At 71.1% G+C, this 24,639-nt stretch carries 20 protein-coding genes; 12 read left to right on the top strand and 8 right to left on the bottom strand.

All coding sequences use genetic code 11. The features are described from left to right. Positions 1 to 79: 79 nt before the first annotated feature. Entirely contained in the window at positions 80 to 352 is a 273-nt protein-coding gene (locus ABZ470_RS05170; protein ID WP_362910074.1) for a hypothetical protein, read from the bottom strand. A gap of 13 nt (positions 353 to 365) precedes the next feature. Here ABZ470_RS05170 and ABZ470_RS05165 point away from each other — a divergent pair, with 13 nt between their 5' ends. Continuing rightward, complete coding sequence (locus tag ABZ470_RS05165; protein ID WP_362910072.1) at positions 366 to 962, top strand: hypothetical protein; 597 nt, start codon at positions 366 to 368, stop codon at positions 960 to 962. Positions 963 to 1,160: 198 nt separating this feature from the next. Here the strand turns inward: ABZ470_RS05165 and ABZ470_RS05160 are convergent, their stop codons facing one another. Continuing rightward, positions 1,161 to 2,363, bottom strand: a complete 1,203-nt coding sequence (locus ABZ470_RS05160) for an acyl-CoA dehydrogenase family protein (RefSeq protein WP_362910070.1) — start codon at positions 2,361 to 2,363, stop codon at positions 1,161 to 1,163. Positions 2,364 to 2,445: 82 nt separating this feature from the next. On the opposite strand from ABZ470_RS05160, the gene ABZ470_RS05155 reads away from it, so the two are divergent. From ABZ470_RS05155 to ABZ470_RS05125, 7 genes are all read left to right on the top strand, one after another. Beyond that, a complete protein-coding gene (locus tag ABZ470_RS05155; RefSeq protein ID WP_352009828.1) occupies positions 2,446 to 3,093 on the top strand; it encodes an HAD family phosphatase in 648 nt (215 codons plus the stop codon). A gap of 103 nt (positions 3,094 to 3,196) precedes the next feature. Then, positions 3,197 to 3,703, top strand: coding sequence for a hypothetical protein (locus ABZ470_RS05150; RefSeq protein ID WP_352009827.1), 507 nt, complete (start codon positions 3,197 to 3,199; stop codon positions 3,701 to 3,703). A gap of 28 nt (positions 3,704 to 3,731) precedes the next feature. Then, complete coding sequence (locus ABZ470_RS05145; protein WP_362910067.1) at positions 3,732 to 4,382, top strand: HAD hydrolase-like protein; 651 nt, start codon at positions 3,732 to 3,734, stop codon at positions 4,380 to 4,382. A gap of 111 nt (positions 4,383 to 4,493) precedes the next feature. Continuing rightward, on the top strand, positions 4,494 to 5,207 hold the full coding sequence (locus tag ABZ470_RS05140) for a haloacid dehalogenase-like hydrolase (protein ID WP_362773267.1): 714 nt from the start codon (positions 4,494 to 4,496) through the stop codon (positions 5,205 to 5,207). Positions 5,208 to 5,736: 529 nt separating this feature from the next. Beyond that, on the top strand, positions 5,737 to 6,594 hold the full coding sequence (locus ABZ470_RS05135) for a hypothetical protein (protein ID WP_362910065.1): 858 nt from the start codon (positions 5,737 to 5,739) through the stop codon (positions 6,592 to 6,594). Beyond that, entirely contained in the window at positions 6,591 to 7,784 is a 1,194-nt protein-coding gene (locus tag ABZ470_RS05130; protein WP_362910063.1) for a S8 family serine peptidase, read from the top strand. The genes ABZ470_RS05135 and ABZ470_RS05130 overlap by 4 nt, the downstream gene beginning before the upstream one ends. 107 nt (positions 7,785 to 7,891) lie before the next feature. Beyond that, positions 7,892 to 9,850, top strand: a complete 1,959-nt coding sequence (locus ABZ470_RS05125; RefSeq protein ID WP_362910061.1) for an acetoacetate--CoA ligase — start codon at positions 7,892 to 7,894, stop codon at positions 9,848 to 9,850. Here the strand turns inward: ABZ470_RS05125 and ABZ470_RS05120 are convergent. Continuing rightward, the gene (locus ABZ470_RS05120; protein ID WP_362910059.1) at positions 9,831 to 10,481 is read right to left on the bottom strand and encodes a GNAT family protein; all 651 of its coding nucleotides are present in this window, start codon (positions 10,479 to 10,481) and stop codon (positions 9,831 to 9,833) included. The genes ABZ470_RS05125 and ABZ470_RS05120 overlap by 20 nt on opposite strands. A 174-nt stretch (positions 10,482 to 10,655) precedes the next feature. Here ABZ470_RS05120 and ABZ470_RS05115 point away from each other — a divergent pair, with 174 nt between their 5' ends. Then, positions 10,656 to 11,297, top strand: a complete 642-nt coding sequence (locus ABZ470_RS05115; RefSeq protein ID WP_362910057.1) for a hypothetical protein — start codon at positions 10,656 to 10,658, stop codon at positions 11,295 to 11,297. Here ABZ470_RS05115 and ABZ470_RS05110 read toward each other — a convergent pair. The 3 genes from ABZ470_RS05110 to ABZ470_RS05100 all read right to left on the bottom strand — a co-directional run bounded on the left by ABZ470_RS05110 (position 11,269) and on the right by ABZ470_RS05100 (position 15,460). Next, the gene (locus tag ABZ470_RS05110; RefSeq protein WP_362910055.1) at positions 11,269 to 11,910 is read right to left on the bottom strand and encodes a response regulator transcription factor; all 642 of its coding nucleotides are present in this window, start codon (positions 11,908 to 11,910) and stop codon (positions 11,269 to 11,271) included. The two genes, ABZ470_RS05115 and ABZ470_RS05110, sit on opposite strands and share 29 nt — an antisense overlap. Next, positions 11,888 to 13,948, bottom strand: a complete 2,061-nt coding sequence (locus tag ABZ470_RS05105) for a histidine kinase (protein ID WP_362910052.1) — start codon at positions 13,946 to 13,948, stop codon at positions 11,888 to 11,890. Before ABZ470_RS05105 ends, ABZ470_RS05110 begins: the two co-directional genes overlap by 23 nt. A 90-nt stretch (positions 13,949 to 14,038) precedes the next feature. Next, positions 14,039 to 15,460, bottom strand: a complete 1,422-nt coding sequence (locus tag ABZ470_RS05100; protein ID WP_362910050.1) for an FAD-binding oxidoreductase — start codon at positions 15,458 to 15,460, stop codon at positions 14,039 to 14,041. 798 nt (positions 15,461 to 16,258) lie between these two features. On the opposite strand from ABZ470_RS05100, the gene ABZ470_RS05095 reads away from it, so the two are divergent. After that, the gene (locus ABZ470_RS05095; RefSeq protein ID WP_362910048.1) at positions 16,259 to 21,139 is read left to right on the top strand and encodes an NAD-glutamate dehydrogenase; all 4,881 of its coding nucleotides are present in this window, start codon (positions 16,259 to 16,261) and stop codon (positions 21,137 to 21,139) included. Between the two features lie 55 nt (positions 21,140 to 21,194). Here ABZ470_RS05095 and ABZ470_RS05090 read toward each other — a convergent pair whose 3' ends face one another. Then, positions 21,195 to 22,265 (bottom strand): hypothetical protein, encoded by a 1,071-nt coding sequence (locus ABZ470_RS05090; protein ID WP_362910046.1) that lies wholly within the window; start codon positions 22,263 to 22,265, stop codon positions 21,195 to 21,197. A 95-nt stretch (positions 22,266 to 22,360) separates the two neighbouring features. Between ABZ470_RS05090 and prfB the strand changes: the two genes are divergently transcribed. Beyond that, positions 22,361 to 23,479, top strand: a complete 1,119-nt coding sequence (gene prfB / locus ABZ470_RS05085) for a peptide chain release factor 2 (RefSeq protein WP_352009815.1) — start codon at positions 22,361 to 22,363, stop codon at positions 23,477 to 23,479. A 34-nt stretch (positions 23,480 to 23,513) separates the two neighbouring features. On the opposite strand, the gene ABZ470_RS05080 is transcribed toward prfB, so the two are convergent. Continuing rightward, entirely contained in the window at positions 23,514 to 23,702 is a 189-nt protein-coding gene (locus ABZ470_RS05080) for a hypothetical protein (RefSeq protein ID WP_352009814.1), read from the bottom strand. A 235-nt stretch (positions 23,703 to 23,937) separates the two neighbouring features. Between ABZ470_RS05080 and ftsE the strand changes: the two genes are divergently transcribed. After that, on the top strand, positions 23,938 to 24,627 hold the full coding sequence (gene ftsE / locus ABZ470_RS05075) for a cell division ATP-binding protein FtsE (protein ID WP_184713049.1): 690 nt from the start codon (positions 23,938 to 23,940) through the stop codon (positions 24,625 to 24,627). Positions 24,628 to 24,639 lie beyond the last annotated feature (12 nt).

The raw sequence follows: 24,639 nt of genomic DNA, 5'->3' as shown, positions 1-24,639 counted from the left end.
ACGGCCCGCGCGGGCGGGCCGGACGGCGGATGGTGCTTTCCTGGCGGTCAGGTCACGGGAACACGCCGGAGCAGCCGTGTCACCGCGCGGAGGCTCTGGCCCGCCCCGAACGGCTCATCCCACGGGCGCGCTGGGCGATCACCGTGCCGACCCCGATGGCCGCGGCGACCGGCCACTCGATCAGGCCCGCGACGGCCAGCGCGCCGAGCCCGCCGTAGTAGACCATGCGCTCGGGCGGCGGCAGGAACGACTTGGCGGCGTCCACGGCCTGGCCCGCCTCCTGGCGGTTGACGTGTGGCAGGCCGACGTGCGGCATGTGGAGGTGCGGGGCGTGGAACTTCACGGTCATCATGGGCAGGTTCACCGTGAGCCCGCGCTTGCCGCCGCTGCCGTTCGCCCGGTGCGTCGAGGTTCCCGCCGAGCCCTGCGTCGTGGCCTGCTGGGCGGTGTTCCTGCGCTGCGCGGTGGTCCCCGTTGTCGAGGCCCTGGCCGATGTCCTCGTTGAGGCCCTGGTCGAGGTCTTGGCCAGAGACCTGGCCCGGGGCTTGGCGGTCGAGGTCGTCGAGGTCGTCGAGGGCTTGGCCGCCGAAGACGTCGCCGGGGACTTGGTCGAGGCGCCGGTCGAGGTCTTCGCCGGAGTCTTGGCGCGGGACTTGGCGGGTGACTTGGCCGATGCCCTGGTCGCCGTGGTCCCGGTGGTCGGTGCCTTGGCGGTCGAAGCCCTGGTGGTCGAAGCCCTGGTGGTCGAGGCCTTCGTCGCCGGGGACTTGGCCGAGGTCCTGGCCGAGGTTCTGGTCGGCTTCTTGGCCGAGGTGCCCGCCGAGGACCGCTGCGTGGTGCTCGGCCGGGTGGTCGTCTTCGCCGCCGAGGATGTCGCGGTGCTCTTCCTCGCGGCCGGTTTCCGCGTGGCGGATGGGCTTGACTTCGAAGCCGTACGGCTCCGCGTCGTGCCACCTGTCTGACTTACGGTCATGGCCCCTCCCCAAAGGAGTCGAGGGATCGTTCCAACATCGTTCCAACATGGTGCCCGCGAGCGGCGGCGACACCTCTCACGTGCGGTTATTCGGCGCTGGGGCGTTCTTTTAGCCTTCCTCACCCCAGGTCTCCGAAACGCGGTCGCGTTCCAAGAATCGGACATTAAGGAGGGAAGGGTGGTGATGTCAGGAAAGGTGAGGCTTGAGCTCACGGCGGGCGACGGCCCGCAGATGTACCTCGTCGGGGCCGCCGAGAATGCGCATCGCGCGGGCGTGGACGTACATCGAGGCCAGCGGGACGTCGTCGGAGACCCCCAGGGCGCCGTGGACCTGGATGGCCCGGTCGATCACCTCACAGGCCACCCTGGGGGCGACGGCCTTGACGGCGGAGATCTCGGCGGAGGCGGCCTTCGCACCCACGGTGTCGATCATCCAGGCGGCCCGCAGCCCCAGCAGCCTGGCCTGGTCGACGGCCAGCCGCGACTCGGCGATCTGCTGCTGCACGACGCCCTGCTGGGCCAGAGTCACGCCGAAGGCCACCCGGTTCGCGGCGCGGGCGCACAGCAGCTCAAGGGCACGCTCGGCCATGCCGATCGCGCGCATGCAGTGGTGGACACGCCCGGGACCGAGACGGGTCCGCGCGATACGCAGGCCGTCGCCCTCCTCACCGAGGAGGTTCGCCACGGGCACCCGCACGTCGGACAGGACGAGCTCGGAGTAGCCGCGCTGCTCCTGGTAACCGAACACCGGCAGGTGGCGGACGACCTCGACGCCTGGGGTGTCCATCGGGATCAGCACCGTCGACTGCCTGCGGTGCGCGGGGGCCTCCGGGTCGGTGTTGCCGAGCACGATCACGACCCGGCAGCGCGGGTCGGCGGCACCGCTGACGAACCACTTGCGGCCGTTGACCACGTAGTCGTCGCCGTCGCGGACGATGGAGGTCGTGAGGTTCGTCGCGTCGCTCGACGCCACGGCGGGCTCGCTCATCGCGAACGCCGAGCGGATGCCGCCCGCGAGCAGCGGGGTGAGCCAGCGGGCCCGCTGCTCGGGCGAGCCGAAGGTGTGCAGCAACTCCATGTTGCCCGTGTCGGGGGCGGCGCAGTTCAGCGCCTCGGGGGCCAGGTCGGGGGAGCGGCCGGTGACCTCGGCGAGACTGGCGTGGTCGAGAACGGACATCCCCGACTCCGAGGGCAGGAACAGGTTCCACAGGCCACGCGAACGGGCCTCCGCCTTGAGGTCCTCGACGACCGGGGGCAGACGGTGGTCCCCGTGTCCGGCGGCCTGCCGCCAGGCGTGGTAGACCGGCTCGGCCGGGTAGACATACGACACCATGAAATCGGTCAGGTCGGCGAGGTACTCCTCCGCCTTCGTGCTGAGCGCGAAGTCCATGGCGGTCAGTTTGGCACCCCCCTTCGCCGGTGCTCCGCACAGGGCGGACCTAACCTGGAACGGGTTCCACGAAGGAGGCCGAATGCTCAGAGGCGTACTGATCGACTGGGGCGGCGTGCTCACCGTGAACATGACCGAGGCGATCACGGAGTGGATCACCGTGGACCGCATCGACGCGGACCACTACCACGAGGTGATGCGCGAGCTGGTCGCACGCGCCTACGACGGCGTCCGTGACGGCGAGGAGAACCTCGTCCACGCCCTGGAACGCGGCGAGATCTCCGGACCGGACTTCGAACGGCGCCTGGCCGCCCTGCTCGTCACACTCGACGGCGTTCCACCGGTCGCCGAGGGCCTGTTGACCAGGATGTTCGCCGGGTTCCGCCGGGTCGAGTCCATGTACGGCATGCTGCGTGAGGCCCGTGCCGCGGGAGTGCGCACCTGCCTGCTGTCCAACTCCTGGGCCAACGAGTACCCCCGTGAGGGCTGGGAGGAGGTCTTCGACGCGGTGGTGATCTCGGGGGAGGTCGGCATGCGGAAGCCGGAGCCCGGGATCTTCGAGCACGCCCTGGGCGCGCTGAACCTGACCGGTCCCGAGTGCGTGTTCGTCGACGACGCCGAGGTCAACGTCGCCGCCGCCCGGGCCCTCGGCATCGTCGGCCTCCACCACAGGGATCCGGAGCCGACCATCGCCGAGCTGGAAAGACTGCTCGGGACGCCACTGCGCTGACCGGTGGTGCGCCGTACCTCGCGGGCCGGGCGGCGGAGCTGTCACACTCGATGGGTGATCGGCGCCGGACGGCGCCACGTCGGAAGAACAGATCGAGGCATCGATGCGCGTCTACCTGCCGTGCACGCTCCCGGCGCTGGCCCGTGTGGCCACGGTCGGGGAGCTCGGCCCGGCCCCGCTGACCGGTTACGCGGTGACCCCCGCGCTGGTCGAATGGTACGCCTCGGGTGACACCGAGGAACTGGAGTACGTCGCCCTGACCGAGGCGGCCAGGGCCTCCCTGCGGATGATCGCCGAGGACAGGGCCGACGGCGTCAAGGCGCCCGCCCGCCGCGTGGTGATCGCCGCCGAGGTCCCCGACGACGAGGTGAACGGCGGGGCCGACCTGGAGGAACGCGCCCGGGTACGGCTGTCGACCGCGGTCCCCCTCAGCAGGATCGCCGCGGTCCACGTGGACGAGGAGGCCGCGACGCCCGACGTCGAGGCCGCCGTCTCCGCGCTGCCCGCCGCGGACCTCGGTGACGACGACGCCCGCTTCACCGTGGACGGCGCCGAGGCCAACGAACTGCTGTGGTACGCCACCCAGGAGATTCCCGACCTGATCGGCTGAGTTCTGGGCGGTTATCCTGGAGAACGATATGAGACACATCGTTTGGGACTGGAACGGCACACTTTTTCACGACATCGACGCCGTTGTCGGCGCCACGAACATCGTGTTCGAGCCGTACGGGATAGCCGCCTACGACGCGGACGGTTTCCGGGCGGTCTACATGCGCCCGATCTGGACGGCCTACGAGCGCATGCTGGGCCGCCCCCTCGACGACGGCGAGTGGGAACGCCTCGACGCGGGCTTCCACGACCACTACCACCGGCTGATGCTGGAGTGCGGCCTGACGGCCGACGCCGTGGGCGCGCTTGAGGCGTGGAGCGCCACGGGCAACCGTCAGTCGCTGTTGTCCATGTGGACGCACGACCGGCTGGGGCCGAAGGTCGCCGAGTTCGGCATCGACCACCACTTCAGCCGGATCGACGGGCTGCGCACCGACTCGGGAGCGCCCCCGGCCATGGGAGGGCACAAGGCCGCCTCGATGGCGGCCCACATCGAGGCGCTCGGCGTCGACCCGGCGAACGTGCTCGTCATCGGTGACAGCGTGGACGACGCCCACGCGGCCCAGCACGTCGGGGCGCGCGCCGTCCTCTACACCGGCGGCATGACCAGCCGGGCCGACCTGCACGCCCTCGGCGTCCCCGTCGTGGACACCCTCACCGACGCCCTCGACCACGCCTGAGCGTCGGTTTCGTGCGTGCGGGTGCCCGGCGGGGCGGTTCGGTGATCGTGAGGCGGGCGACGGCCGTACTCTGGGGCCCGACGGGTCCTCACCCCCACCCCGGAGGCCACGATTAGCCGTCTCGTTCTCTGGAACGTCGACCTCACCCTGGTCGACGTGTCCATCCTCACCCGTGAGGCGTACGCCGACGCCTTCCGCCAGGTCACCGGACGGCCCCTGGTCAAGCTCACCCAGCACAACGGCCGTCCCGACTCCGAGATCATCTTCGAGACGCTGGCCATCAACGACATCGTCGCCGAGGACGCCCACCTGCCCAGGTTCCTCGACGCCCTGGCCGAGGCGTTCGCGGCCCGGCGGGGGCGGCTGGCCAGGGAGGGGCGGATGATGCGGGGTGCGGCCGAGACGCTCAGGGCCGTGGGCGGACTCGGCGGCACGGTCCAGTCGGTGCTGACCGGCACCATCAGGAGCAACGCCGTACACAAGCTGAAGGCCTTCAAGCTGGACAGGTACGTCGACTTCGAGGTCGGCGGCTACGGCGAGGAGGTCTACCCCAAGGCCACCCTGCTCCAGGTCGCCCAGGGCAGGGCCAGGCAGAAGTACGGCGCGGCGTTCGACGGGACCAACACGGTGCTGATCGGCGACTCGGCCAGGGACGTCCAGGCCGCCAAGATCGCCGGAGCCTCCATGGTCGCCGTGGCCACCGGCCGCTCCCTCCCGGCCGAACTCCGGGAGGCGGGCGCCGACGTCGTTCTTCCCGACCTGTCCGACCCCTCAGCGGTGGTGGCCGCCGTCGAGAGCCTGACGACCCCGGTCCACAGCGCCTGACCGTCTTCGTTCCCATGAACGGTGTGTTCGACGGGAGAGCGGCGGTTCGGTCCGTCCGGGGACCGGTGGGTGCCGGGTGACGTGTCCGGGCCCTTGCGCCGGTTTCTCGGGGCTCGCCTGATGGTCACGGACCGCTTCCGTCTCTGACCTGGTGGGGGCCGGTGCCCCGGGAGCGTCGGACGGACCGGGGTTCCACGGCGGGGTCGTGGGCCATCCTCTGGGGATGTCTCAGAGTGACGGATGCGACGTATGGGGTTATTTGGATAAATGGTGTAGTGGGAACTGCGGTGTTGGAACGGGCGTTTCCCCTCCTGGAATGCAGCACGCATGATCGGGAGCGACGATGAGCCATCCCCCACCCGCTAACCGGCCTCCCGCGGGGGGACAGGGGTCGGGGCCGTACCCACCGCCGGGCACACCGTGGCCGGCGTACCCCCCGCAGGGGGAGCCCTACGGGCAGCCTCAGCAGCCCCCTCAGCAGCAGCCGTATCCGTACCAGGCGTATCCGCAGCAGGGGCGGGCACCCCAGATGTACCCGCCCCAGGGACAGCCGGGTACGCCGTACCGGGGCTCCCAGCCGTCGGCGCCGCCTCCGCAGAACGGGCAGGCGCCGTACCCGCCGGGACCCCAGGAGTCCCAGGCCGCGCCGAGGCGGGGGATCGGGCGGATCGTCGCGGGGACCCTCGTCGCCGGGATCGGGCTGGTGGTGGCGCTGGGCGGCGGCACGATCGTTGCCCGTGCGGTCGCCAACAGCGAGCAGGAGATCATCAGCAAGGAGTACATGCGCAACCTGTGGCGCAACGTGCCCGTCGAGACGGTCTTCCCCGCCTCCATCGGGGTGCGCGACCCCGACGCGACCGTCAGTGTGGAGAAGGGCTGGACCAGGGCCGCGATCTCGCAGGACACCTCCTGCAAGGCGGCGCTCTCCGGGCGGTTCGCGGCGGCGGCGACCAGACACGGCTGCGTGGCGGCGCTGCGGGCCACCTACCTCGACCCCGGTGGCGGGACCGCGGCCACGGCCGTCGTCCTGGCCCTTCCCAACGAGAACGACCGCAGTGATCTCACCGACGTGCTCACCCGGACCCAGGACGACGAGGGCGGGGCCGAGCAGGCGGTGCACGCCCTCGGCGTTCCGGGCGTGCGGTGGAAGGACGGCGCTCGGGCCGGAAGCGGAGGAATCAGCGTCTTCGCCCCCTACGCCACGTTGTTCGTGGTGGTCACCTCGGGCCCGGTCGACGGCCGGGTGGCCGGACACGTGCCGCAGCCCTGGGGGAAGGGGCAGTTCAAGCAACAGGAGGACCGCGAACCGTGGAAGATGACGGCGTACGGCCTCGCCCAGACGCTGTCCACGCGCCTGAAGACCGAGGCGGAGAAGGTGCGACCATGATCCGCCGGACGTTGACCGCGGCCCTGCTCGGCGCCGCCCTCCTCGCGGGTACGGCGGCGCCCGCGCTGGCCGAGGCGCCGCACGGCTGGGAACTCCAGGTCATGAAGGTACGGCAGGCGCAGACCCTGGCCCAGGGCAGGGGGGTCACGGTCGCCGTGCTGGACACCGGGGTGATGGCGAACCATCCGGCCTTCAGGGGGCGCGTGACCTCCGGTCCCGACTTCGTCGGCGGTGGCGCCAGGCCAGGCCGGTCGTACTGGGGCGCGCACGGCACCGCCATGGCGTCGAGCGTCCTCGCTGTCGCCCCGCAGGCGCGCGTGCTGTCCGTGCGGGTCATCTGGGACCGGGAGGACCCCGCGCGCAAGCGGGCGGAGGAGTCGGCGAAGAAGAGCAAGAAGGTCGGACAGGAGGAGAGCCGCAAGTGGGCCGGCGCCGTGGCCAAGGGCATCCGCTACGCGGTGGACCACGACGCCAAGGTCATCTCGATGTCCCTCGGCACCGACGAGTGGTCGTGGGCGGGATACGAGGAGGACACCGCCGCCGCCGTCGACTACGCCTCCAGTAAGGGCGTCGTGGTGGTGGCCAGTTCGGGCAACGGCGGATCGACCGACGCCATGGACCTCGACGCCAACAACAGGGTGTCCTACCCGGCGGCCTTTCCCAGTGTGATCGGGGTCGCCGCGGCGGGCCCCGACGGCGCGCGGGCGGAGTTCTCCCAGGTGCACACCTACACCACGATCGCCGCACCCGGTGTCGACATCTACGCCGCCCGCAACCTGGGCGGCTACGAGCCGGGCAGCGGCACCTCACCGGCGGCGGCGCTGACCTCGGGCACGGTCGCCCTGATGCTGTCGCGCAACCCCAGGCTGACCATCAGGCAGGTCCGCGAGATCCTGACCAGGACCGCGATGAAGCCCCCCGCGGGCTACACCCTGTATCTCGGCCACGGGATCGTCGACGCCGCCGCGGCGGTCCAGGCCGCGGACACGCCGCCCCCGGCGGCGAAGGCCGTCGCCTACACCGGCAAGAGGTATCTCGGCGGTGGCCCGGTCGGCTCGCCCGTCGATCACCCGCCCGTCGACTCCGACTACCTCGTCATCGGCGGAACGGGACTCGGTGTCGGGCTGCTCTGCCTGGTCGGCGCCTTCCTCCTGTTCCGCAGGCCCCGCCGTCACCGCGCCGCCCGCTGAGACCGTCTCCGGTACGGCGGGCACGTGGGGGCGGGCCACACCGTGTGCCGGGGGAGTGTGTGCCCGAGGGGGATGACATTCCGGTGGGCCGTCGGGAGGATGGGGGCATGGTTGAGGAAGGTACGCTCCTTTGGGAACCCACCCCCCAGACCGTGCGGGACGCCAAGGTCACCCGTTACATGGAGTGGCTCGGCAGATCCGGTGACTACCAGGATCTGTGGCAGTGGTCGGTCGACTCGCCGGCTGAGTTCTGGGCGTCGCTCTGGGACTACTTCGGCGTGGTCGGGGAGCGAGGCGCGGGGCCCGTCCTGTCCGGGACGATGCCCGGGGCCGAGTGGTTCGCCGGATCGACGCTGAACTACGCCGAGAACGCGCTGCGCGGGGCGGAGGCCGACCCTGGGCGGCTCGCGGTGGTCTTCCGCGACGAGTCGGGGTCACGCCGTACGCTCACGCTGGGCGAGCTGGCCGGGGAGGTCGCGCGGGTCCGCGCCGGGCTGGCCGCGCTGGGCGTCGGGCGGGGAGACCGGGTCGCCGCCTACGCGCCGAACGTGCCCGAGACGCTGGTCGCCTTCCTCGCCACCGCCTCCCTCGGGGCCGTGTGGTCCTCGTGCTCCCCGGACTTCGGCGCCTCAAGCGTGATCGACCGCTTCACCCAGATCGAGCCGAAGGTGCTGGTCGCGATCGACGGCTACGCCTACAACGGCAGGTGGTTCGACCGCTCCCAGGTGGTCGAGGACATCGCGGCCAAACTGCCGACCCTGGCCGCCCGGGTACGGATGCCCCTGTACGGCGCGCCGCCCCGGGAAGCCGGGGAGAGCGGGGAGGCCGGGCACCGTACGGTCGAGTGGTCCGAGCTGCGGGCCGTGGAGGGGCCGCTCGGCTTCGAGCCGGTGCCCTTCGCCCACCCGCTGTGGATCGTCTACTCCTCGGGCACCACGGGGCTGCCGAAGCCGATCGTGCACGGGCACGGCGGCGTGGTGCTCGAACACCTCAAGGCGCTCTCCTTCCACCAGGACCTGGGGGAGGGCGACGTCTTCTTCTGGTACACCACGACCGGCTGGATGATGTGGAACTACCTCGTCGGCGGCCTGCTGGCCGGTTCGACGATCGTGCTGTACGACGGCTCGGCCACCCACCCGGGGACGGACGCGCTGTGGCGGCTGGCAGCCGAGGAGGGTGTCACCTACTTCGGCACGGGAGCGCCGTACATCGTGGCGTCCATGAAGGCGAACCTGCGCCCCTCGGGGCTCGGGGCGCTGCGGGGGGTCGGTTCGACCGGCTCGCCGCTGCCGCCGGAGGGCTTCGCCTGGGTGCACGACACGATGCCCGAGGTGCAGCTCGGCTCGTTCTCCGGCGGCACCGACGTGTGCACCGGCTTCGTCGGGGCGGTCCCGCTGCTGCCGGTCAGGGCCGGGGTCATCCCGTGCCGGTGCCTGGGGGCCAGGGTCGAGTCCTTCGACCCGTCGGGTAGTCCGGTGATCGGCGAGGTGGGGGAGCTGGTGCTGACCGCGCCGATGCCGTCGATGCCCGTCATGTTCTGGAACGACCCCGACGGGACGAGATACCGGGAGAGTTACTTCGCCGACTATCCCGGGGTGTGGCGGCACGGCGACTGGATCAAGATCCTGCCTGACGGCGGATGCGTGATCTACGGCCGTTCCGACTCCACCCTCAACCGGGGTGGAGTGCGGATGGGGACCAGCGAGTTCTACCGGGTGGTCGAGCGCTTCGAGGAGATCGCCGACAGCCTGGTGATCGACACCGGGCAGCTCGGCCAGGAGGGGCGTCTGCTGCTCTATGTCACGGTGGCCGAGGGGGCGAGCCTGTCCGACTCGCTGATCATGCGGCTGCGCCGGGCGATCAAGGAGGAGCTGTCCCCCAGGCACGTGCCCAACGAGATCGTCGAGGTCCCCGGCATCCCCCGCACGCTCAGCGGCAAGAAGCTGGAGGTCCCGATCCGCAAGATCCTCCTCGGCGTCCCCCCGGAGAAGGCGGCCAACCTCGACGCCATGGCCAACCCGGAGATCCTGTCCTACTTCGTCCCGGTCACCGATCCGGGGAAGTAGGGGCCGCGCCGAACAGCGGCAGGCAGGGTTCGAGACCGTGGATCCCGACCCCGAGCCCGCCTGCCCAGTCCTCGCGGGCCAGGCGCAGGCGCAGGGTCGTCACGGGCTCGCCCTGCCTGTTGTGGATCTGTACGCCGTCGTCGGCGTAGCCGAACTTGCGGGAGACCGCCAGGGAGGCGTGGTTGTCGGCGAACGCGCCCGAGGTGGCGTAGCGGGCGCCGAGACCCTCGAAGGCCAGGTGCAGTACGGCCGCGCGCATCTCGGTGCCGATGCCCCTGCCGTGGAAGCGCCTGCCCAGCCAGGAGCCGCTCGTGACCTCGCGGGTGACGGCGAAGTCGGTGGCCGCTATCGCCTGGGTGCCGACGACCTCCCCCTCGAAGACCACGGCGAACGCGCAGGTCCACTCGGCGGGGGTCCAGGCGCCCCACAGGGAGAAGTGGTACTGGATGGTCCTGCGAGCCCGCTCCTGCGGCTCGGCGTCGCTCCAGGGCACGATGAAGGGCATCGTGCCCTGGTCGTGAACCCCCTCGGCGGCGCGGTCGGCGAGCCGGTCGAGGTCGTCGAGGGAGGGCAGGCGGAGTTCGAGACGTGGGGTGGTCACCCGTAGTCCGGTGAGGGGCCAGTTGCGCATCCCCCGATGCTGCCGTTCCGCCACACGCGGGTCCAGTCGTTTTAGAACCCGCAGCCCCTCCCGGCCTGAGGCCCGGGATTCCTCCCGGTCGCCCGGGACAGAGGGCTCATGTGCCCCGGGACACCCCCTGGATTCGATGGGCAAATGCTGAAAAATCCGGATTCGTTCCGTCGGGTGGTCGCCGGAACCGCCCTCCTCGCCTGGCCCGTCCTCGAATTCCTCGCCTTCCTGACCTCTCCCCCCTCCGCGACCCACGACCCCGCCGTCTTCCGGGAACATCCCGACCTGGTCCAGGTCAGCGGCCTGCTGTTCCTCTGGGCGACGCTGGCCCTCGTCCCGGTCGTCCTCGGCCTGGCCCACCTGCTCCGCCGCCGGGCTCCGATGGCCGGGAACATCGGCGCCGCGCTGGGACTGCTCGGCGCCGGGCACGCGCTCACGCTCTTCACCACCGACTTCTACGACCTGGCCCTGGCCCAGAGCCTGCCGGACGCGCAGGCCGAGGCGGTCACGGCCCGGGCAGGCGAGCTGTGGGGCTTCCTGTACGGCATGCTGCTGCCCGGCTTCCTGGCGCACATCGGGTTGTTCGTCCTGCTCGTCGGTCTGCTCACCGCCAGGATCGTCCCCTGGTGGGTGCCGGTCGCCGCGCTCGTCGGAACCCTCACGCCGTTCCTGACCCAGGATCGGGCACCCGCCGTACAGGCGCTCGGCGCGCTGTTCCACCTGCTCGCCTACGGCTGGGTCGCGCTGCGGGTGCTGCGGGCCTCGGACAGCGCGTGGCGGGCGGGCCTCACAGCCCCGCCCGCCTCGCCCGTGTGATCGCCTCGGCCCGGTCGTTCACCTGGAGCTTGGTGAAGACGGCGGAGACGTGGTTGCGAACCGTCTTGTGGCTCAGCCCGAGCCTGGCCGCGATCTGCGGGTTCGTCAGGCGTTCGGCCATCAGGCCGAGCACCTCCCGTTCCCGCCGGGTCAGCTCGGGCAGCGCGGGTCCCTGCCCGGCGGGCGCGCGTTCCCGTTCGGTGAAGTAGCCGACCAGCCTGGCCGCGATGGCGGGGCCGAAGATGGCCTCGCCGTCGGCCGCCGCCTGCACCGCCCTGACCAGTTCCGCCCTGCGCGCGCCCTTGAGCACGTAACCGCGGGCCCCGGCCCGCACGGCGGCGAACACCGAGTCGTCGTCGTCCGACATGCTGAGCACGACCACCCGGATGTGCGGGTGGTCACGGACGAGCCGCCCGGTCGCCGCGACCCCGCCCATGCCGGGCATCGTCAGGTCCATCAGCACCACGTCCGGCTGCAACCGCCCGACCACCGCCAGCGCCTGCTCCCCGCTGGACACCTCGTCGGCGACCTCGATGTCCTGCGCGGTGGACAGCAGTGTGCGCAGCCCGGCGCGGAACCCGGCGTGGTCGTCAACGAGCAGGACCCGGATCATCGTGATCCCCTCCCTCACGTGCGGGAAGCGTGACCCTGACCAGGGTCCCGCCTCCTGGACGGTCCTCGGCCGCGAACGTGCCGCCGAGTTCGAGCGCCCGCTCACGCATCGACGCCAGCCCCACCCCGTCCGTTCCGGAGGGCCCCGAAGGTCCGGAGGGTACAGCCCGCAGCCCGTCGCCGTCGTCGGACACCTCAAGCATGAGCGTGCCCTCGGACACCTCGACCCGCAGCCACGCCTGGGACGCCCCGGCGTGCCTGCGCACGTTGGCCAGCGCCTCGGCCGCGACGCGGTAGGCGGCCACCTCGGTCGCCGCGGGCAGCGGCCCGAGCCCGTCCGGGGCCCGTACGGTCACCCGCAGGCCGGGCGGCTGCCGTACGGCGTGGGCGCGCAGGGCGCCGAGCAGCCCGAGGGTGTCGAGCGCGGGCGGGCGCAGCCCGTCGACCAGGGTCCGCACGTCGGCGACCGCGGCCTCGGCGTCGGCGACGATCTCGGTGAGCAGCCGCCGGGCGGGCCCGTCCTCGACCAGGTCGCACGCGGCCTCGGCCCGCATGGTCAGCGCGGCCAGCGTGGGGCCGAGCCCGTCGTGCAGGTCGCGCCTGAGCCTGCGGCGCTCCTCCTCCCTGGCCATCACGAGCCTCTCCCGCGAGCGCCGCAGGTCGGCGGTCAGCCGGGCGGCGTGCGCCGCGATCGCGACCTGCCTGGCCAGGTCGGTCAGCACCCGCAGGTCACGGGGGCCGAAGCCGCTCTCCCCTGGCCTGGGCGACAGGACGAGGTCGCCCGCCCGCTCGCCGTTGTGGGTCAGCGGCAGCCGTACCAGGGTGCCGGAGGGGGTGCCGAAGGCGTGCCGGGCGCCCGCCGAGGTCTCCACCGCCGCGTAGGGCAGCCGCAGCGCCTCGGCCACCGAGCGCGCCACCCCGGGCAGCACGCCGTCCGGCTCCCCGCTGTTCTCCAGGCGTCTGCCCAGGCGGGTGAGGGCGGCGTAGGGGTCGTCCCGCTCGCCGTACATCAGCAGGTTCACCCAGCCCTGCAGCCGCCCGCGCAGCGGCGCGAAGGCGAGGGCGACGAGCCCGGCGGCCAGCACGGAGACGGACAGGTCCCCGCCGGGGAAGACCGCGCCCAGATAGGCCGCGACGGCCACGTATCCGGCGCTCACGCAGCCGGACAGCAGCGTGTACACCAGGGTCCTGTTGACCACCAGGTCGATGTCGAAGAGCCGGTGACGCAGGATCGCGACGCAGACGGCGGCCGGGAGCAGCGCCGTGGTTGCCGAGCCGAGCTCCCAGAGGGTGTCGGTCGCGGGCCAGATGCGCCCGGGGACCGCGTCGGTCAGCCCGGCGGCCAGGCGGGCGGCGACGACCAGCATCTCGACGCCGACCGCGTAGGCCAGCCACATGATCTGGCGGCGTTCCACCCCGGAGCTGCGCAGCGCCCTGCGGACCAGGTCGGCGCCGCCGACGACGAAGACCACCGCCATGAGGGCCGTCATCGCGGTCTCCGCCACCGGCGCGGGACCGGCCAGCGCCGCGACCCCGAGCGGGTTGACCACCCCGGTGCCGGCGCCGGTGCCGACCTGGTTGTTCTCACCGGGTCTGAGCGCGCTGAGCAGCATGACCGGTACGGCGGCGGCGAGCGTCAGACGGACCAGGCGCCGCAGGCCGGGGGAGGAGAGCGTCCCGCCCGGGAAGATCATCGGGATCAAGGTGATCGACAGGTTCGCCGGGACCCACAGCCAGGTCTGCGGCCAGGCGGCGGCCCGGGCGAGCGGCAGCGGGGGACCGGTGACCAGGCCGAGGATGGCGTACTGGCCGCAGGCCTCCATCAGGGCGAAGCACAGGCCGCCGAGCGCCAGCGCCCGGCCGACCGGGTGCTCGGGGCGCCGTGAGCCGATCAGGCCGCCGGCGAGCGCGCAGGCGGCCACGAAGACCAGGTGACCGAGCCCGAGCGGGCCGACCCCGTTACGCGTGGCCAGTACGGCGGCGGCCACGACCAGCAGCGACGTCAGGGCGCAGCAGGCCCACGCGAGGCGCACGGTCATCGTGTCTCCCGAAAGCCTTCCGAGCCGGTCGCCACACCGTACCGGTGTTCTGTCCTGGTTCAGGAGGGCCGGTGTCCCGGGACACCCGGGTCAGAACCCCTGGGGTATCCGGAAGAGACGGCCGGGGTCGTAGGCGGCCTTGACCCGGGCGAGCCTGGTGGCGTTCGCGCCGTAGTAGGCCGAGCGCCAGCCGGCCAGCCCGGGATCGACGTAGTTGACGTAGGCGTGGTCGCCGAAGTGGGGGCGCATGGCGTTTCTGGCGTTCGCGGTCCAGGAGGCCGCGCCCGCGCGGTGGGCGTAGTACTGGACGCTGTAGAGCGCCGCCCGGTGCGGGAAGGCCGTCGCGTCGGGCCGCACCCGCCCCACGGCTCCGCCGAGGGCGTCCAGCAGCACCGTGTGGCTGCCGGACCTGGCGACCTGGGCCACCAGGGTCCTGATCCCGGCCTCGGACAGCGGGGCGTAGGCCATGTGCGACCTGCCGCTGAAGGAGTCGCGCGGCAGCCTTCCGTCGCGGGTCTGCCCGGGAAGCGAGCCCTGCCGGTGGCACTGGGAGACCGTGAGCGTCGAGCAGCCCCCCATGATCATCATGGCGTGGCTGTAGGACGTCTGCTTGACGAAGGAGGAGGAGACCGGGCCGATCGCGCTCGTCAGCCGGTCGAGCAGCCGCTCGCACTCCGCCCTGCCGCCCAGGTGGAGGCCGCCGATCTGCACGTCCATCCCGCCGTCGCTGCTCAGGTGCATCGTGGACCACAGCTCGTCGGGTACGGCCCGCGACCACGACTGCCATGCCTTGAGCGCCTTGGCGGCCCTGGCCCACGGCCAGTGCAGGAAGAACACCGTGGCCTCGCGGGTCGGGTGGGTCCTGAAGCCGAAGGAGACCGCGACCCCGAGGTTGCCGCCGCCCCCGCCCCGGCAGGCCCAGTAGAGGTCGGGCTCGTGATGGGCGTCGCACGTCAGCAGCCGCCCGTCGGCCGTGACGACCTGGACGGACTCCATGACGTCGCACGTCAGGCCGTACTTCCTGGACACCACGCCGATCCCGCCGCCGAGCGTCAGACCGCTGACGCCGACCGTGGGGCAGCTGCCCGCCGGGATGCTCACCCCGTGTGCGGCGAGCCTGTCGTAGACGTCGACCAGCTTGGCGCCCGCCCCGACGACGGCCCGTCCGCCCGAGTAGGAGACCTTGCTCATCCGGGAGACGTCGAGGACCAGCCCGGGGCCGGTCGACCAGCCCGCGTAGGAGTGCCCGCCCGACCGTACGGCCAGCGGCACCCCCATCCTCCTGGCGAAGGTCACGCACTCGGCCACGTCGGAGGGGTTGGCGCAGTAGGCCACTCCCGCGGGCCGTACCGCGTCGAAGGCGGTGTTGAACAGGCGGCGGGCGGCGTCGTAGGAGGCGTCGCCGGGCCGTACGAGGGTGCCGTCGAGACCCCGGCCGAGGGCGGTCCACTCCGCCGGGGTCGGACGTGGCGAGGAGGAGGGGGAAGCGGCTCCGATGGTGAGCGCGGCCATACCACCGAGCCTAAGGAACGTCCGCCTGTCCGGAGCGGGCTGCATGGTTGTTCTCCCCGTTGGGTGCTGGTCGTCTGTCCGGTGAGACGGCCGCGCCTACGGTCTGGTTGGTTACATTCACATCACGTCGCGGCTAATGGGGCCTTTGTCGGTGTGTGTGGTGATCGTGATGGGGAGCCGCGGGGGATGTCGGCGTGGCGAGGGTGCCGTGGATCGCGGAAGCATAATCTTGGGGCGGAGGGCCGAGACGGGGACGCGGCGCGGCCGGCCGTGGGAGACTGGGGAACCAATCGGGTGCGGTCGGTCCGGGTTTGCGCCGCCGGTGAGGCGACGGAGATCCCGGGCTTCCGAGGGCTTCCCGAGCCTCGACCGACCCCGGATGGAGCGCTCCACTTCCCCTGATGTTGGCCGTCCGTCACATTGACGTTTCACGGCTTTTCGGGTGGTATCAGAGCGGCGGCATGCTCAGGTCAACGGAGACCGGGGCGGGTGGCCGCTGGAGGTGTTGTGCCACGGGCCGTGCCCGCTGGACGGGGAGTCGGAGGGGTGGGCGATGGGCGGTCAAGTCCTGTCGCGCACGTCCGGGAACCGGCGCGTCATGAGCCCGCCTCACGGCGGGCCGTCCACGCGGTGGCCGGGTGACAGATCCACGTAGGACCGGGCAGAGACGACCTAAAGCGACGTCTCTCTCGGTAGGCGGCATATGCCGCATTACTTCCCTCCTACTCGGGAACTACGACATTGATCGAAGATCCCTCTTCTAATACGAAAAATCCCTCACAAAGGAGTGAGAGCGACATGCCGCTCGACGAGGCGAAGGATGAGCTGCTGAGGAGTGCCGCCGAGATCTGCGGGCACACACCCGGCGGCGACCACGGGAGTGACGAGGAGGCACTCGACTTCCTCAGGCTCTACTACCGGCATGTCGCGCCAGAGGACCTGCTGGACCGCAACCCGGTCGACGTGTACGGCCCCGCGACGGCCCAGCGTCAGCTCGCCGACAAGCGTCCCCAGGGCCGGGCGCTGGTGCGCGCCTACACCCCCAGCCTGGAGGAGCACGGCTGGGACCCCGGCCGCTCGGTCATCGAGGTGGTGACCGACGACATGCCCTTCCTGGTCGACTCCGCGACCATGGAGCTCGACCGGCACGGCGTCACCACCCACCTGGTCGTCCACCCGCAGATGCGGGTGCGCAGGGACGTGACAGGCAAGCTGCTCGGCGGGGACCGCGACCAGGCCGCCGGGCAGGAGATCACCGAGTCCTGGATGCACTTCGAGATCGACCGGCAGAACGACCCGGCCGTGCTCAAGCAGCTGGAGACCGACCTGCAGCGGGTCCTTGAGGACGTCCGCTACGCCGTCGAGGACTTCGCCAAGATGCGGGCGCTGGCCCTGCAGACGGCCGAGGACGTCTCGGTCAACCCGCCCCCGCTCGACCTCGCGGGCGTCGAGGACAGCCTGGAGCTGATGCGCTGGCTGGCCGACGGCCACTTCACCTTCCTCGGCTACCGCGAGTACCGCCTTGAGGAGGGCGAGCAGGGCGACGCGCTGCGCCAGGTCCCGGGGACGGGCCTGGGCATCCTGCGCCACGACAAGGCGGGCTCGGAGAGCTTCGCCGCGCTCTCGCCCGAGCTGCGCGCCAAGGCCCGTGAAAAGCAGCAGATGCTGATCATCACCAAGGCCAACGCCAGGGCGACCGTGCACCGCCCCGCCTACCTCGACTACGTGGGCGTCAAGCTGTTCGACGACGCGGGGGAGGTCGTCGGCGAGCGCCGCTTCCTCGGCCTGTTCACCCACGTGGCCTACAGCGAGTCGATCTCCCGCATCCCGGTGCTGCGCCGCAAGCTGGCCGAGGTCCTCGACCTGGCCGGGCTCGCCGCCGACAGCCACGACGGCAAGGACCTCATCGAGATCCTGGAGACCTTCCCCAGGGACGAGCTGTTCCAGACCTCGGTCGAGCAGCTGCTGCCGATCGCGCTCGGCGTGCTCAGGCTGCGCGAGCGCAAGCAGGTCAAGGTCTTCCTGCGCCCCGACGACTACGGCCGCTACATCTCCTTCCTGATCTACCTCCCGCGTGACCGCTACACCACCCAGATCCGCATCAAGATGCAGGACCTCCTGCTCAAGGCGGTCGGCGGCACCTCCTGTGACTACAGCGCGATGATCGGCGAGTCCGCCCTCGCCCGGCTGCACGTGGTCGTGCGCGGCGAGCGCGGCAGGCCGCTGAACGCGCAGGAGCTGGACGTCGAGGAGCTTGAGGGCAGGCTGGCCGCGGCCACCCGCTCCTGGGACGACGACCTGGCCACCGCGATCACCGAGCTGAGCTCGGAGGAGGAGGCGCCCCGCCTCGTCCGGCGCTACGCCACGGCCTTCCCCGAGGGCTACAAGGCCGACTTCCCGCCCAGGCTGGCCGTCGCCGACCTGCGCCGCCTTGAGGCGCTCGCCGACTCGCCGCCCGACGAGATCGGGATGAACCTCTACGAGCCCTACGACGCCCCCGAGGGGGAGCGCCGCTTCAAGCTCTACCGGATCGGCGCGTCCATCTCCCTGTCGCACGTGCTGCCGCTGCTGCAGCGCCTGGGCGTCGAGGTCGTCGACGAGCGTCCCTACGAGATCGACCGCGACCGGGACCCGGCGACCAAGGACGCCTGGATCTACGACTTCGGGCTGCGCTACGACCTGTCGCCCGAGGTGGACAGGGACGAGTTCAAGCGGCTCTTCCAGGACGCCTTCGACGCCCTGTGGCGGGGCAGGGTCGAGAGCGACGGCTTCAACGCCCTGGTCCTGGCGGCCGGGCTGACCTGGGAGCAGGCCGAGATCCTGCGGGTCTACGCCAAGTACCTGCGCCAGGCGGGCACCACCTTCAGCCAGGACTACATCGAGCGGGTCCTGCTGGACAACGTACGGCTCGCCCGCCTGCTGGTGCGCCTGTTCGAGGCCAGGCACGACCCCAGGCGCGAGGAGGAGGTCCGCTCCGACCTGTCCGAGGCGCTGCACGAGGAGATCCTCGGCGCCCTCGACGACGTGGCCTCCCTGGACGAGGACCGCATCCTGCGGGCCTACCTGGAGATGATCGACGCCACGCTGCGGACGAACTACTTCCAGACCGTGGACGGGGCGCGCAAGCCGTACGTCAGCCTGAAGCTCGACTCGCCGTCGATCGGCGTGCTGCCGCTGCCGAGGCCGAAGTTCGAGATCTTCGTCTACTCGCCGCGGGTCGAGGGCGTGCACCTGCGCTTCGGCAAGGTCGCGCGAGGCGGCCTGCGCTGGTCGGACCGCAGGGAGGACTTCCGCACCGAGGTCCTCGGCCTGGTGAAGGCGCAGATGGTGAAGAACACCGTCATCGTCCCCACCGGCTCAAAGGGCGGCTTCGTGGTGAAGAACCCGCCGAAGTCCGGCACCCGTGAGGACCTGCTGGCCGAGGGCGTCGCCTGCTACCGGATGTTCATCTCCGGCCTGCTCGACGTCACCGACAACCTCGTCGACGGCGTGGTCGTCCCGCCCGCCGACGTGGTCAGGCACGACGGGGACGACACCTACCTCGTGGTCGCCGCGGACAAGGGCACCGCCACCTTCTCCGACATCGCCAACGCGGTGGCCAAGGAGTACGGCTTCTGGCTCGGGGACGCCTTCGCCTCCGGCGGCTCGATCGGCTACGACCACAAGGCCATGGGCATCACCGCCCGCGGCGCCTGGGAGTCCGTCAAGTACCACTTCCGCACCACCGGCGTCGACATCCAGACCACCGACTTCACCGTGGTCGGAATCGGCGACATGTCCGGCGACGTCTTCGGCAACGGCATGCTGCTGTCCCAGCACATCAGGCTGGTCGCGGCCTTCGACCACCGGCACATCTTCATCGACCCCGACCCCGACGCCGCCAGGAGCTACGCCGAGCGGGCCAGGCTCTTCGCGCTGCCGCGCAGCTCCTGGGCCGACTACGACCCCGCCCTCATCGGGCAGGGCGGCGGCGTCTGGCCGCGCACGGCCAAGTCGATCCCGGTCTCCCCGCAGGCGCGCGCCGCGCTCGGCATCGCCGACGGGGTGACCTCGCTGGCACCGAACGACCTGATCAGCGCCATCCTGCGGGCCCCGGTCGACCTGCTGTGGAACGGCGGCATCGGCACCTACGCCAAGGCGTCGAGCGAGTCCAACGCCGACGTGGGCGACAAGGCCAACGACGGCCTGCGGGTCAACGGCTCCGAGCTGCGCTGCAAGGTGGTCGGTGAGGGCGGCAACCTGGGCTTCACCCAGCTCGCCAGGATCGAGTTCGCCCGTGAGGGCGGCCTCGTCAACACCGACTTCATCGACAACTCCGCCGGGGTCGACACCTCCGACCACGAGGTGAACATCAAGATCCTGCTGGACCGCGCGGTCCGGGACGGCGAGCTGACCGACAGGCAGCGCAACGAGCTCTTCCTCGACATGACCGGCGAGGTCGGCGAACTGGTCCTGCGGGACAACCACGACCAGAACGTGGTGCTGGCCGCCGCCCGCGCCCAGGCGTCGGACATGCTGCACATCCACGCCCGCCAGCTGCGCAGGCTCGAACGGGCCGGGCTGGTCAACCGGGAGCTGGAGTTCCTGCCCTCGGACAAGGCCCTCGCCGAACGGCGCCAGACCGGGCTCGGGCTGACCGCGCCGGAGTTCTCGGTGCTGCTGGCCTACACCAAGCTGGTCACCGACGCCGAGATCCTCGCCTCCGACCTGCCGGACGACCCCTACCTGGCCTCCTGGCTGGTGTCCTACTTCCCCTCGGCGCTGCGCGAGCGCATGCGGGAGCACATGGACACCCACCCGCTGCGCCGGGAGATCATCACGACCGGCGTGGTGAACGACCTGGTCAACTCGGGCGGCACCACCTTCATGTTCCGCCTGGGTGAGGAGAGCGGCGCCTCGGCGCCGGACATCGCCCGCGCCTACCTGGTCACCCGCGAGGTCTTCGACCTGCCGAGCTTCTGGCGTCAGGTCGAGGAGCTGGACAACAAGGTGGACACCTCCACCCAGATCGCCATGCTCCTGGAGTCCCGCAAGCTCGCCGAGCGCGGCACCCGCTGGCTGCTCGGCAACCGGCGCACGCCGCTCGACCTGGCCTCGACGGTGACCTTCTTCGCCAAGGGGATGAACGGCCTGCTGCCCCACCTGCCCAAGCTGCTCACCGGCTCCGACCTGGCGGGCTTCGAGGAGCGGCGCGACTCCTTCGTCGCCAGGGGGGTGCCGAACGAGCTGGCCGAGCGGGTCGCCTCGATGGTCCCGGCCTACTCCACCTTCGACCTGGTCGAGGTGGCCGTGCAGGCGAACCGTCCGGTCAACGAGGTCGCCGAGGTCTACTTCGACCTGGCCGACCGGCTCCAGCTGGCCAGGCTGCGCGAGCGGGTGATCGGGCTGCCGCGCGACAGCCGCTGGAACTCCATGGCGCGGGCCGCCCTCCGCGACGACCTCTACGCCGCCCACGCCTCGCTCACCCGGGACGTCCTGGCCCACAACACGCCCGGACTGACCCCGGAGGAGCGCCTGGCCCGCTGGACGGAGGCCAACTCGGCCGCCGTCTCCAGGGCCCGGCAGACCCTGTCGGAGATCTGGGAGAGCGACAACTTCGACCTGGCGACGCTGTCGGTCGCGCTGCGCGCCATCCGCACGCTGGTCGCCTCGACGAGCCTGCCGCTCGGCGAGTCCTGACGGCACCGCCGCCCCGTACGGCCACGCCCGGCCGTACGGGGCGGCGGAGCGGGCGTCAGTTGGCGGAGACCTTGGTGACCCCGCCCAGGTAGCCGATCACCCGGGCGAGGCCCTTGCCCGTCTTGGCGGGCACCGTGCTCACGTACTGGTGCGTCTCGACCGTGCGCAGCTCCTTGCGCGCGCCCGTCGCCGAGGCCAGCCGTTCGGCGTTCGGCGGAACCCTGATGTCGGCGCACGGCTCGATCTTGGCCGTCACGGTCGTGGTCCTGATCAGCGAGTACATGATCATGGAACCCCCGTCCGCGGTGCGCAGGGCGTGGACCGGGTAGTTGCTCGCGCCGAAGATCGAGTCGTAGCCGAGACAGTCGCTCTTGTACTTCGGCCGCTTGCCCTCGATCTCCTCGGCGTAGTCCGTGGTGTGCGGGCCCTTCTCGATCAGGCCCGCGGCGAAGCCCGCGCTGCCCTCCTCGGCCGAGGTCGCGTGCAGCGGCGCCATGAGACGGGGACTGATGGCCGTGGTCGGGTCGTCGTCGTCGAGCTCGGTCGCGTAGCCCCCGGCGTCCTTGGCGATCTCCGGGACCCGTTCCCCGGGGTCGAGCAGCGAGGTCGAGCTGAGATACCACTCGTGCCCGCCGTACTTGGTCAGGACCAGGACGGCGGGGCGCCGCTCGCCCGCGCTGTCCTCGCGCTCGACGACCGCGGCGAACCAGAAGGGGGCCCGCTGGACCCTGGGCACCAGCAGCTCCGGCCTGCCCCAGGTGTAGTGCGGCAGCGGGCCCGGCGTGCTGTTGAAGGCGGCCATGGTGAGCGCCTCCTGGGAGTCACGGGTCTGCTCCAGGAGGTTCCTGCGGTCGGCCTCCAGGTGCGGTGTCGCGCTTTCGAGCACCGCCTGCGCGCCGAGCACGCTCGACAGCGCCCTGCCCGCCTCGGCCAGCGTGACGGGAGGCTCCCGCAACGCGGCCGGGACCGGGCTTGAGGCGGGACCCGCGGTCTGTGCCCCCTGGGCCCCCTGAGCTCCCTGTGCGCCCTGCTCGCGTGCGCCGCCGCCCTGGTCCGCACAGGCCGCGGTCGCGGTCATCAGGGCCAGGGTGAACACGAGCAGCCCCCGTCCACCACGTCCCCGCACGTCCGCCTCCTCACGGTCTCCGGCGCCCCATGCTAGCCAGCGCGCGGGCCCGGCCGTACACAACGGGGTGCGTCGGTCGCGTACCCTTTACAGACGTGGCACTCATCGATCCGGTAGAAGAGATCAACGAGCTCATCGGCACGCTGAAGAACATCCAGGACGTGCTCGACCTCGGCGCGATACGCAAGCAGATCGAGGAGCTCGAAGAGCAGGCCGCGGCGCCCGACCTGTGGAACGACCAGGAGCGGGCCCAGAAGGTCACCAGCAAGCTCTCCTACCTGCAGGGTGAGGTCAACAGGATCGAGGGGCTCGAACGGCGCCTCGACGACCTGTCCGTCCTGTACGAGCTGGCCGCGGCCGAGGAGGACGAGGACACCCGTGAGGAGGCCGACCGCGAGCTGGCCGCCCTCAGGAGCGAGGTCGGCGCCCTTGAGGTACGCACCCTGCTGTCGGGCGAGTACGACGCCCGTGAGGCGGTCGTCACGATCAACTCCCAGGCCGGTGGCGTCGACGCGGCCGACTGGGCGCAGATGCTCCTGCGGATGTACCTGCGCTGGGCCGAGCGCAAGGGCTACCCGACGGAGGTCTACGAGACCTCCTACGCCGAGGAGGCGGGCATCAAGTCGGCCACCTTCACGGTCAAGGCGCCCTACGCGTACGGCACGCTGCGCGGCGAGCACGGCACCCACCGCCTGGTGCGGATCAGCCCGTTCGACAACCAGGGCCGCCGCCAGACCTCCTTCGCCGGTGTCGACGTGGTGCCGGTGGTCGAGACGACCGACCACATCGACATCAACGAGGACGACCTGCGGGTCGACGTGTACCGCTCCTCGGGCCCCGGTGGCCAGGGCGTCAACACCACCGACTCGGCGGTCCGCCTGACCCACCTGCCGACCGGCATCGTGGTCTCCTGCCAGAACGAGCGTTCGCAGCTGCAGAACAAGGCGACCGCGATGGCGGTCCTGCAGTCCAAGCTGCTGGAGCGCAAGCGGCAGGAGGAGGCGGCGGCGCTCAACGAGATCAGGGGCGAGTCGACCACCTCGTGGGGCACGCAGATCCGCAACTACGTGCTGCACCCGTACCAGATCGTCAAGGACCTGCGGACGGGCACGGAGGCGGGCAACCCGAGCTCGGTGCTCGACGGAGACCTCGACGAGTTCATCGAGGCGGAGATCCGCTGGACCCGCCGTCAGGAGTCCGGCGTCGAGGGGTAAGGCTCTTCGCGACGGCCCGCCCGGTGGCGGGCCGTCACAGGCCCGCCAGGTGCCGCAGGGCCACGGTGAGGAAGAACAGCACGATCAACAGCAGCGCGACCGTGGCGGGCGTCAGCCCGCCGAAGCCGTGGTGCATCCGGTCGCGGTAGGCGCGGCACTGGGCGCAGCGGCCCTCCGCCACAGGGTGGGCGCATCGGGCGCAGACGAGGTCTTCACAGCTCATGAGAGCCTCCGTCTCCTAGGTCAGAACTACTTTATGTGGTCGTTACCGGGCGCCGAATCGTTTTGTTTCCGTTATGGACGTTCCATGCCAGTCTTCCCCCTAGACTGGGCTCCGGCCAACCGGAACGTCGATCGTTAGCAAAGAGCGGCGCCCCCCGGCCGGCGAGAGGCGGAAGTGAACCTCTGCCACCACCGCGACTGTCCTAACCCCTAGACTGGCATGCCGTGATGCGCCCGTGATCCATTTTGATAATGTCACCAAGGTCTACGCGAACCAGAAGCGGCCCGCGTTGGACCACGTCAGCGTCGATGTCGACAAGGGCGAGTTCGTGTTCCTCGTCGGCCCCTCGGGGTCCGGGAAGTCGACCTTCCTCCGCCTGGTCCTGAAGGAGGAGCGTCCCGACTCCGGGGCGATCCACGTGGCCGGCAAGGACCTCGCCCGACTGTCCAACTTCAAGATCCCCCACCTGCGCCGCCGTATCGGCTGCGTCTTCCAGGACTTCCGGCTGCTGCCGAACAAGAACGTCTACGAGAACGTGGCGTTCGCCCTGGAGGTCATCGGCAAGCCACGCCGGTTCATCCGCAAGGTCGTGCCCGAGGTCGTCGAACTGGTCGGCCTTGAGGGCAAGGCCCACCGGATGCCCGACGAGCTGTCCGGTGGCGAGCAGCAGCGGGTCGCCATGGCCCGTGCCTTCGTCAACCGCCCTATGATCCTGCTGGCCGACGAGCCGACGGGAAACATCGACCCGGCGACCAGCATCGGCATCATGAAGGTGCTCGACCGGATCAACAGGACCGGTACCACCGTCGTCATGGCCACGCACGACGCCGCCATCGTCGACTCCATGCGCAAGCGCGTAGTGGAACTGGAGGACGGCAAGATCGTCCGTGACCAGTCGCGTGGCGTGTACGGCCAGGCGTACTGACCCAGGACCTCA

Origin of the sequence: Streptosporangium sp. NPDC020072 (assembly GCF_040631445.1) — a bacterium.
In the GTDB taxonomy this organism is placed as follows: domain Bacteria; phylum Actinomycetota; class Actinomycetes; order Streptosporangiales; family Streptosporangiaceae; genus Streptosporangium.
This window is presented reverse-complemented; position numbering and strand designations above follow the sequence as displayed.

Excerpts from the sequence above, each read along its gene's own strand:
- ABZ470_RS05170 (WP_362910074.1), bottom strand. The coding sequence starts at position 352 with ATGATGACCGTGAAGTTCCACGCCCCGCACCTCCACATGCCGCACGTC.
- ABZ470_RS05160 (WP_362910070.1), bottom strand. The coding sequence starts at position 2,363 with ATGGACTTCGCGCTCAGCACGAAGGCGGAGGAGTACCTCGCCGACCTG.
- ABZ470_RS05155 (WP_352009828.1), top strand. The coding sequence starts at position 2,446 with ATGCTCAGAGGCGTACTGATCGACTGGGGCGGCGTGCTCACCGTGAAC.
- ABZ470_RS05150 (WP_352009827.1), top strand. The coding sequence starts at position 3,197 with ATGCGCGTCTACCTGCCGTGCACGCTCCCGGCGCTGGCCCGTGTGGCC.
- ABZ470_RS05145 (WP_362910067.1), top strand. The coding sequence starts at position 3,732 with ATGAGACACATCGTTTGGGACTGGAACGGCACACTTTTTCACGACATC.
- ABZ470_RS05135 (WP_362910065.1), top strand. The coding sequence starts at position 5,737 with ATGTACCCGCCCCAGGGACAGCCGGGTACGCCGTACCGGGGCTCCCAG.
- ABZ470_RS05130 (WP_362910063.1), top strand. The coding sequence starts at position 6,591 with ATGATCCGCCGGACGTTGACCGCGGCCCTGCTCGGCGCCGCCCTCCTC.
- ABZ470_RS05125 (WP_362910061.1), top strand. The coding sequence starts at position 7,892 with ATGGTTGAGGAAGGTACGCTCCTTTGGGAACCCACCCCCCAGACCGTG.
- ABZ470_RS05120 (WP_362910059.1), bottom strand. The coding sequence starts at position 10,481 with ATGCGCAACTGGCCCCTCACCGGACTACGGGTGACCACCCCACGTCTC.
- ABZ470_RS05110 (WP_362910055.1), bottom strand. The coding sequence starts at position 11,910 with ATGATCCGGGTCCTGCTCGTTGACGACCACGCCGGGTTCCGCGCCGGG.
- ABZ470_RS05105 (WP_362910052.1), bottom strand. The coding sequence starts at position 13,948 with ATGACCGTGCGCCTCGCGTGGGCCTGCTGCGCCCTGACGTCGCTGCTG.
- ABZ470_RS05100 (WP_362910050.1), bottom strand. The coding sequence starts at position 15,460 with ATGGCCGCGCTCACCATCGGAGCCGCTTCCCCCTCCTCCTCGCCACGT.
- ABZ470_RS05095 (WP_362910048.1), top strand. The coding sequence starts at position 16,259 with ATGCCGCTCGACGAGGCGAAGGATGAGCTGCTGAGGAGTGCCGCCGAG.
- ABZ470_RS05080 (WP_352009814.1), bottom strand. The coding sequence starts at position 23,702 with ATGAGCTGTGAAGACCTCGTCTGCGCCCGATGCGCCCACCCTGTGGCG.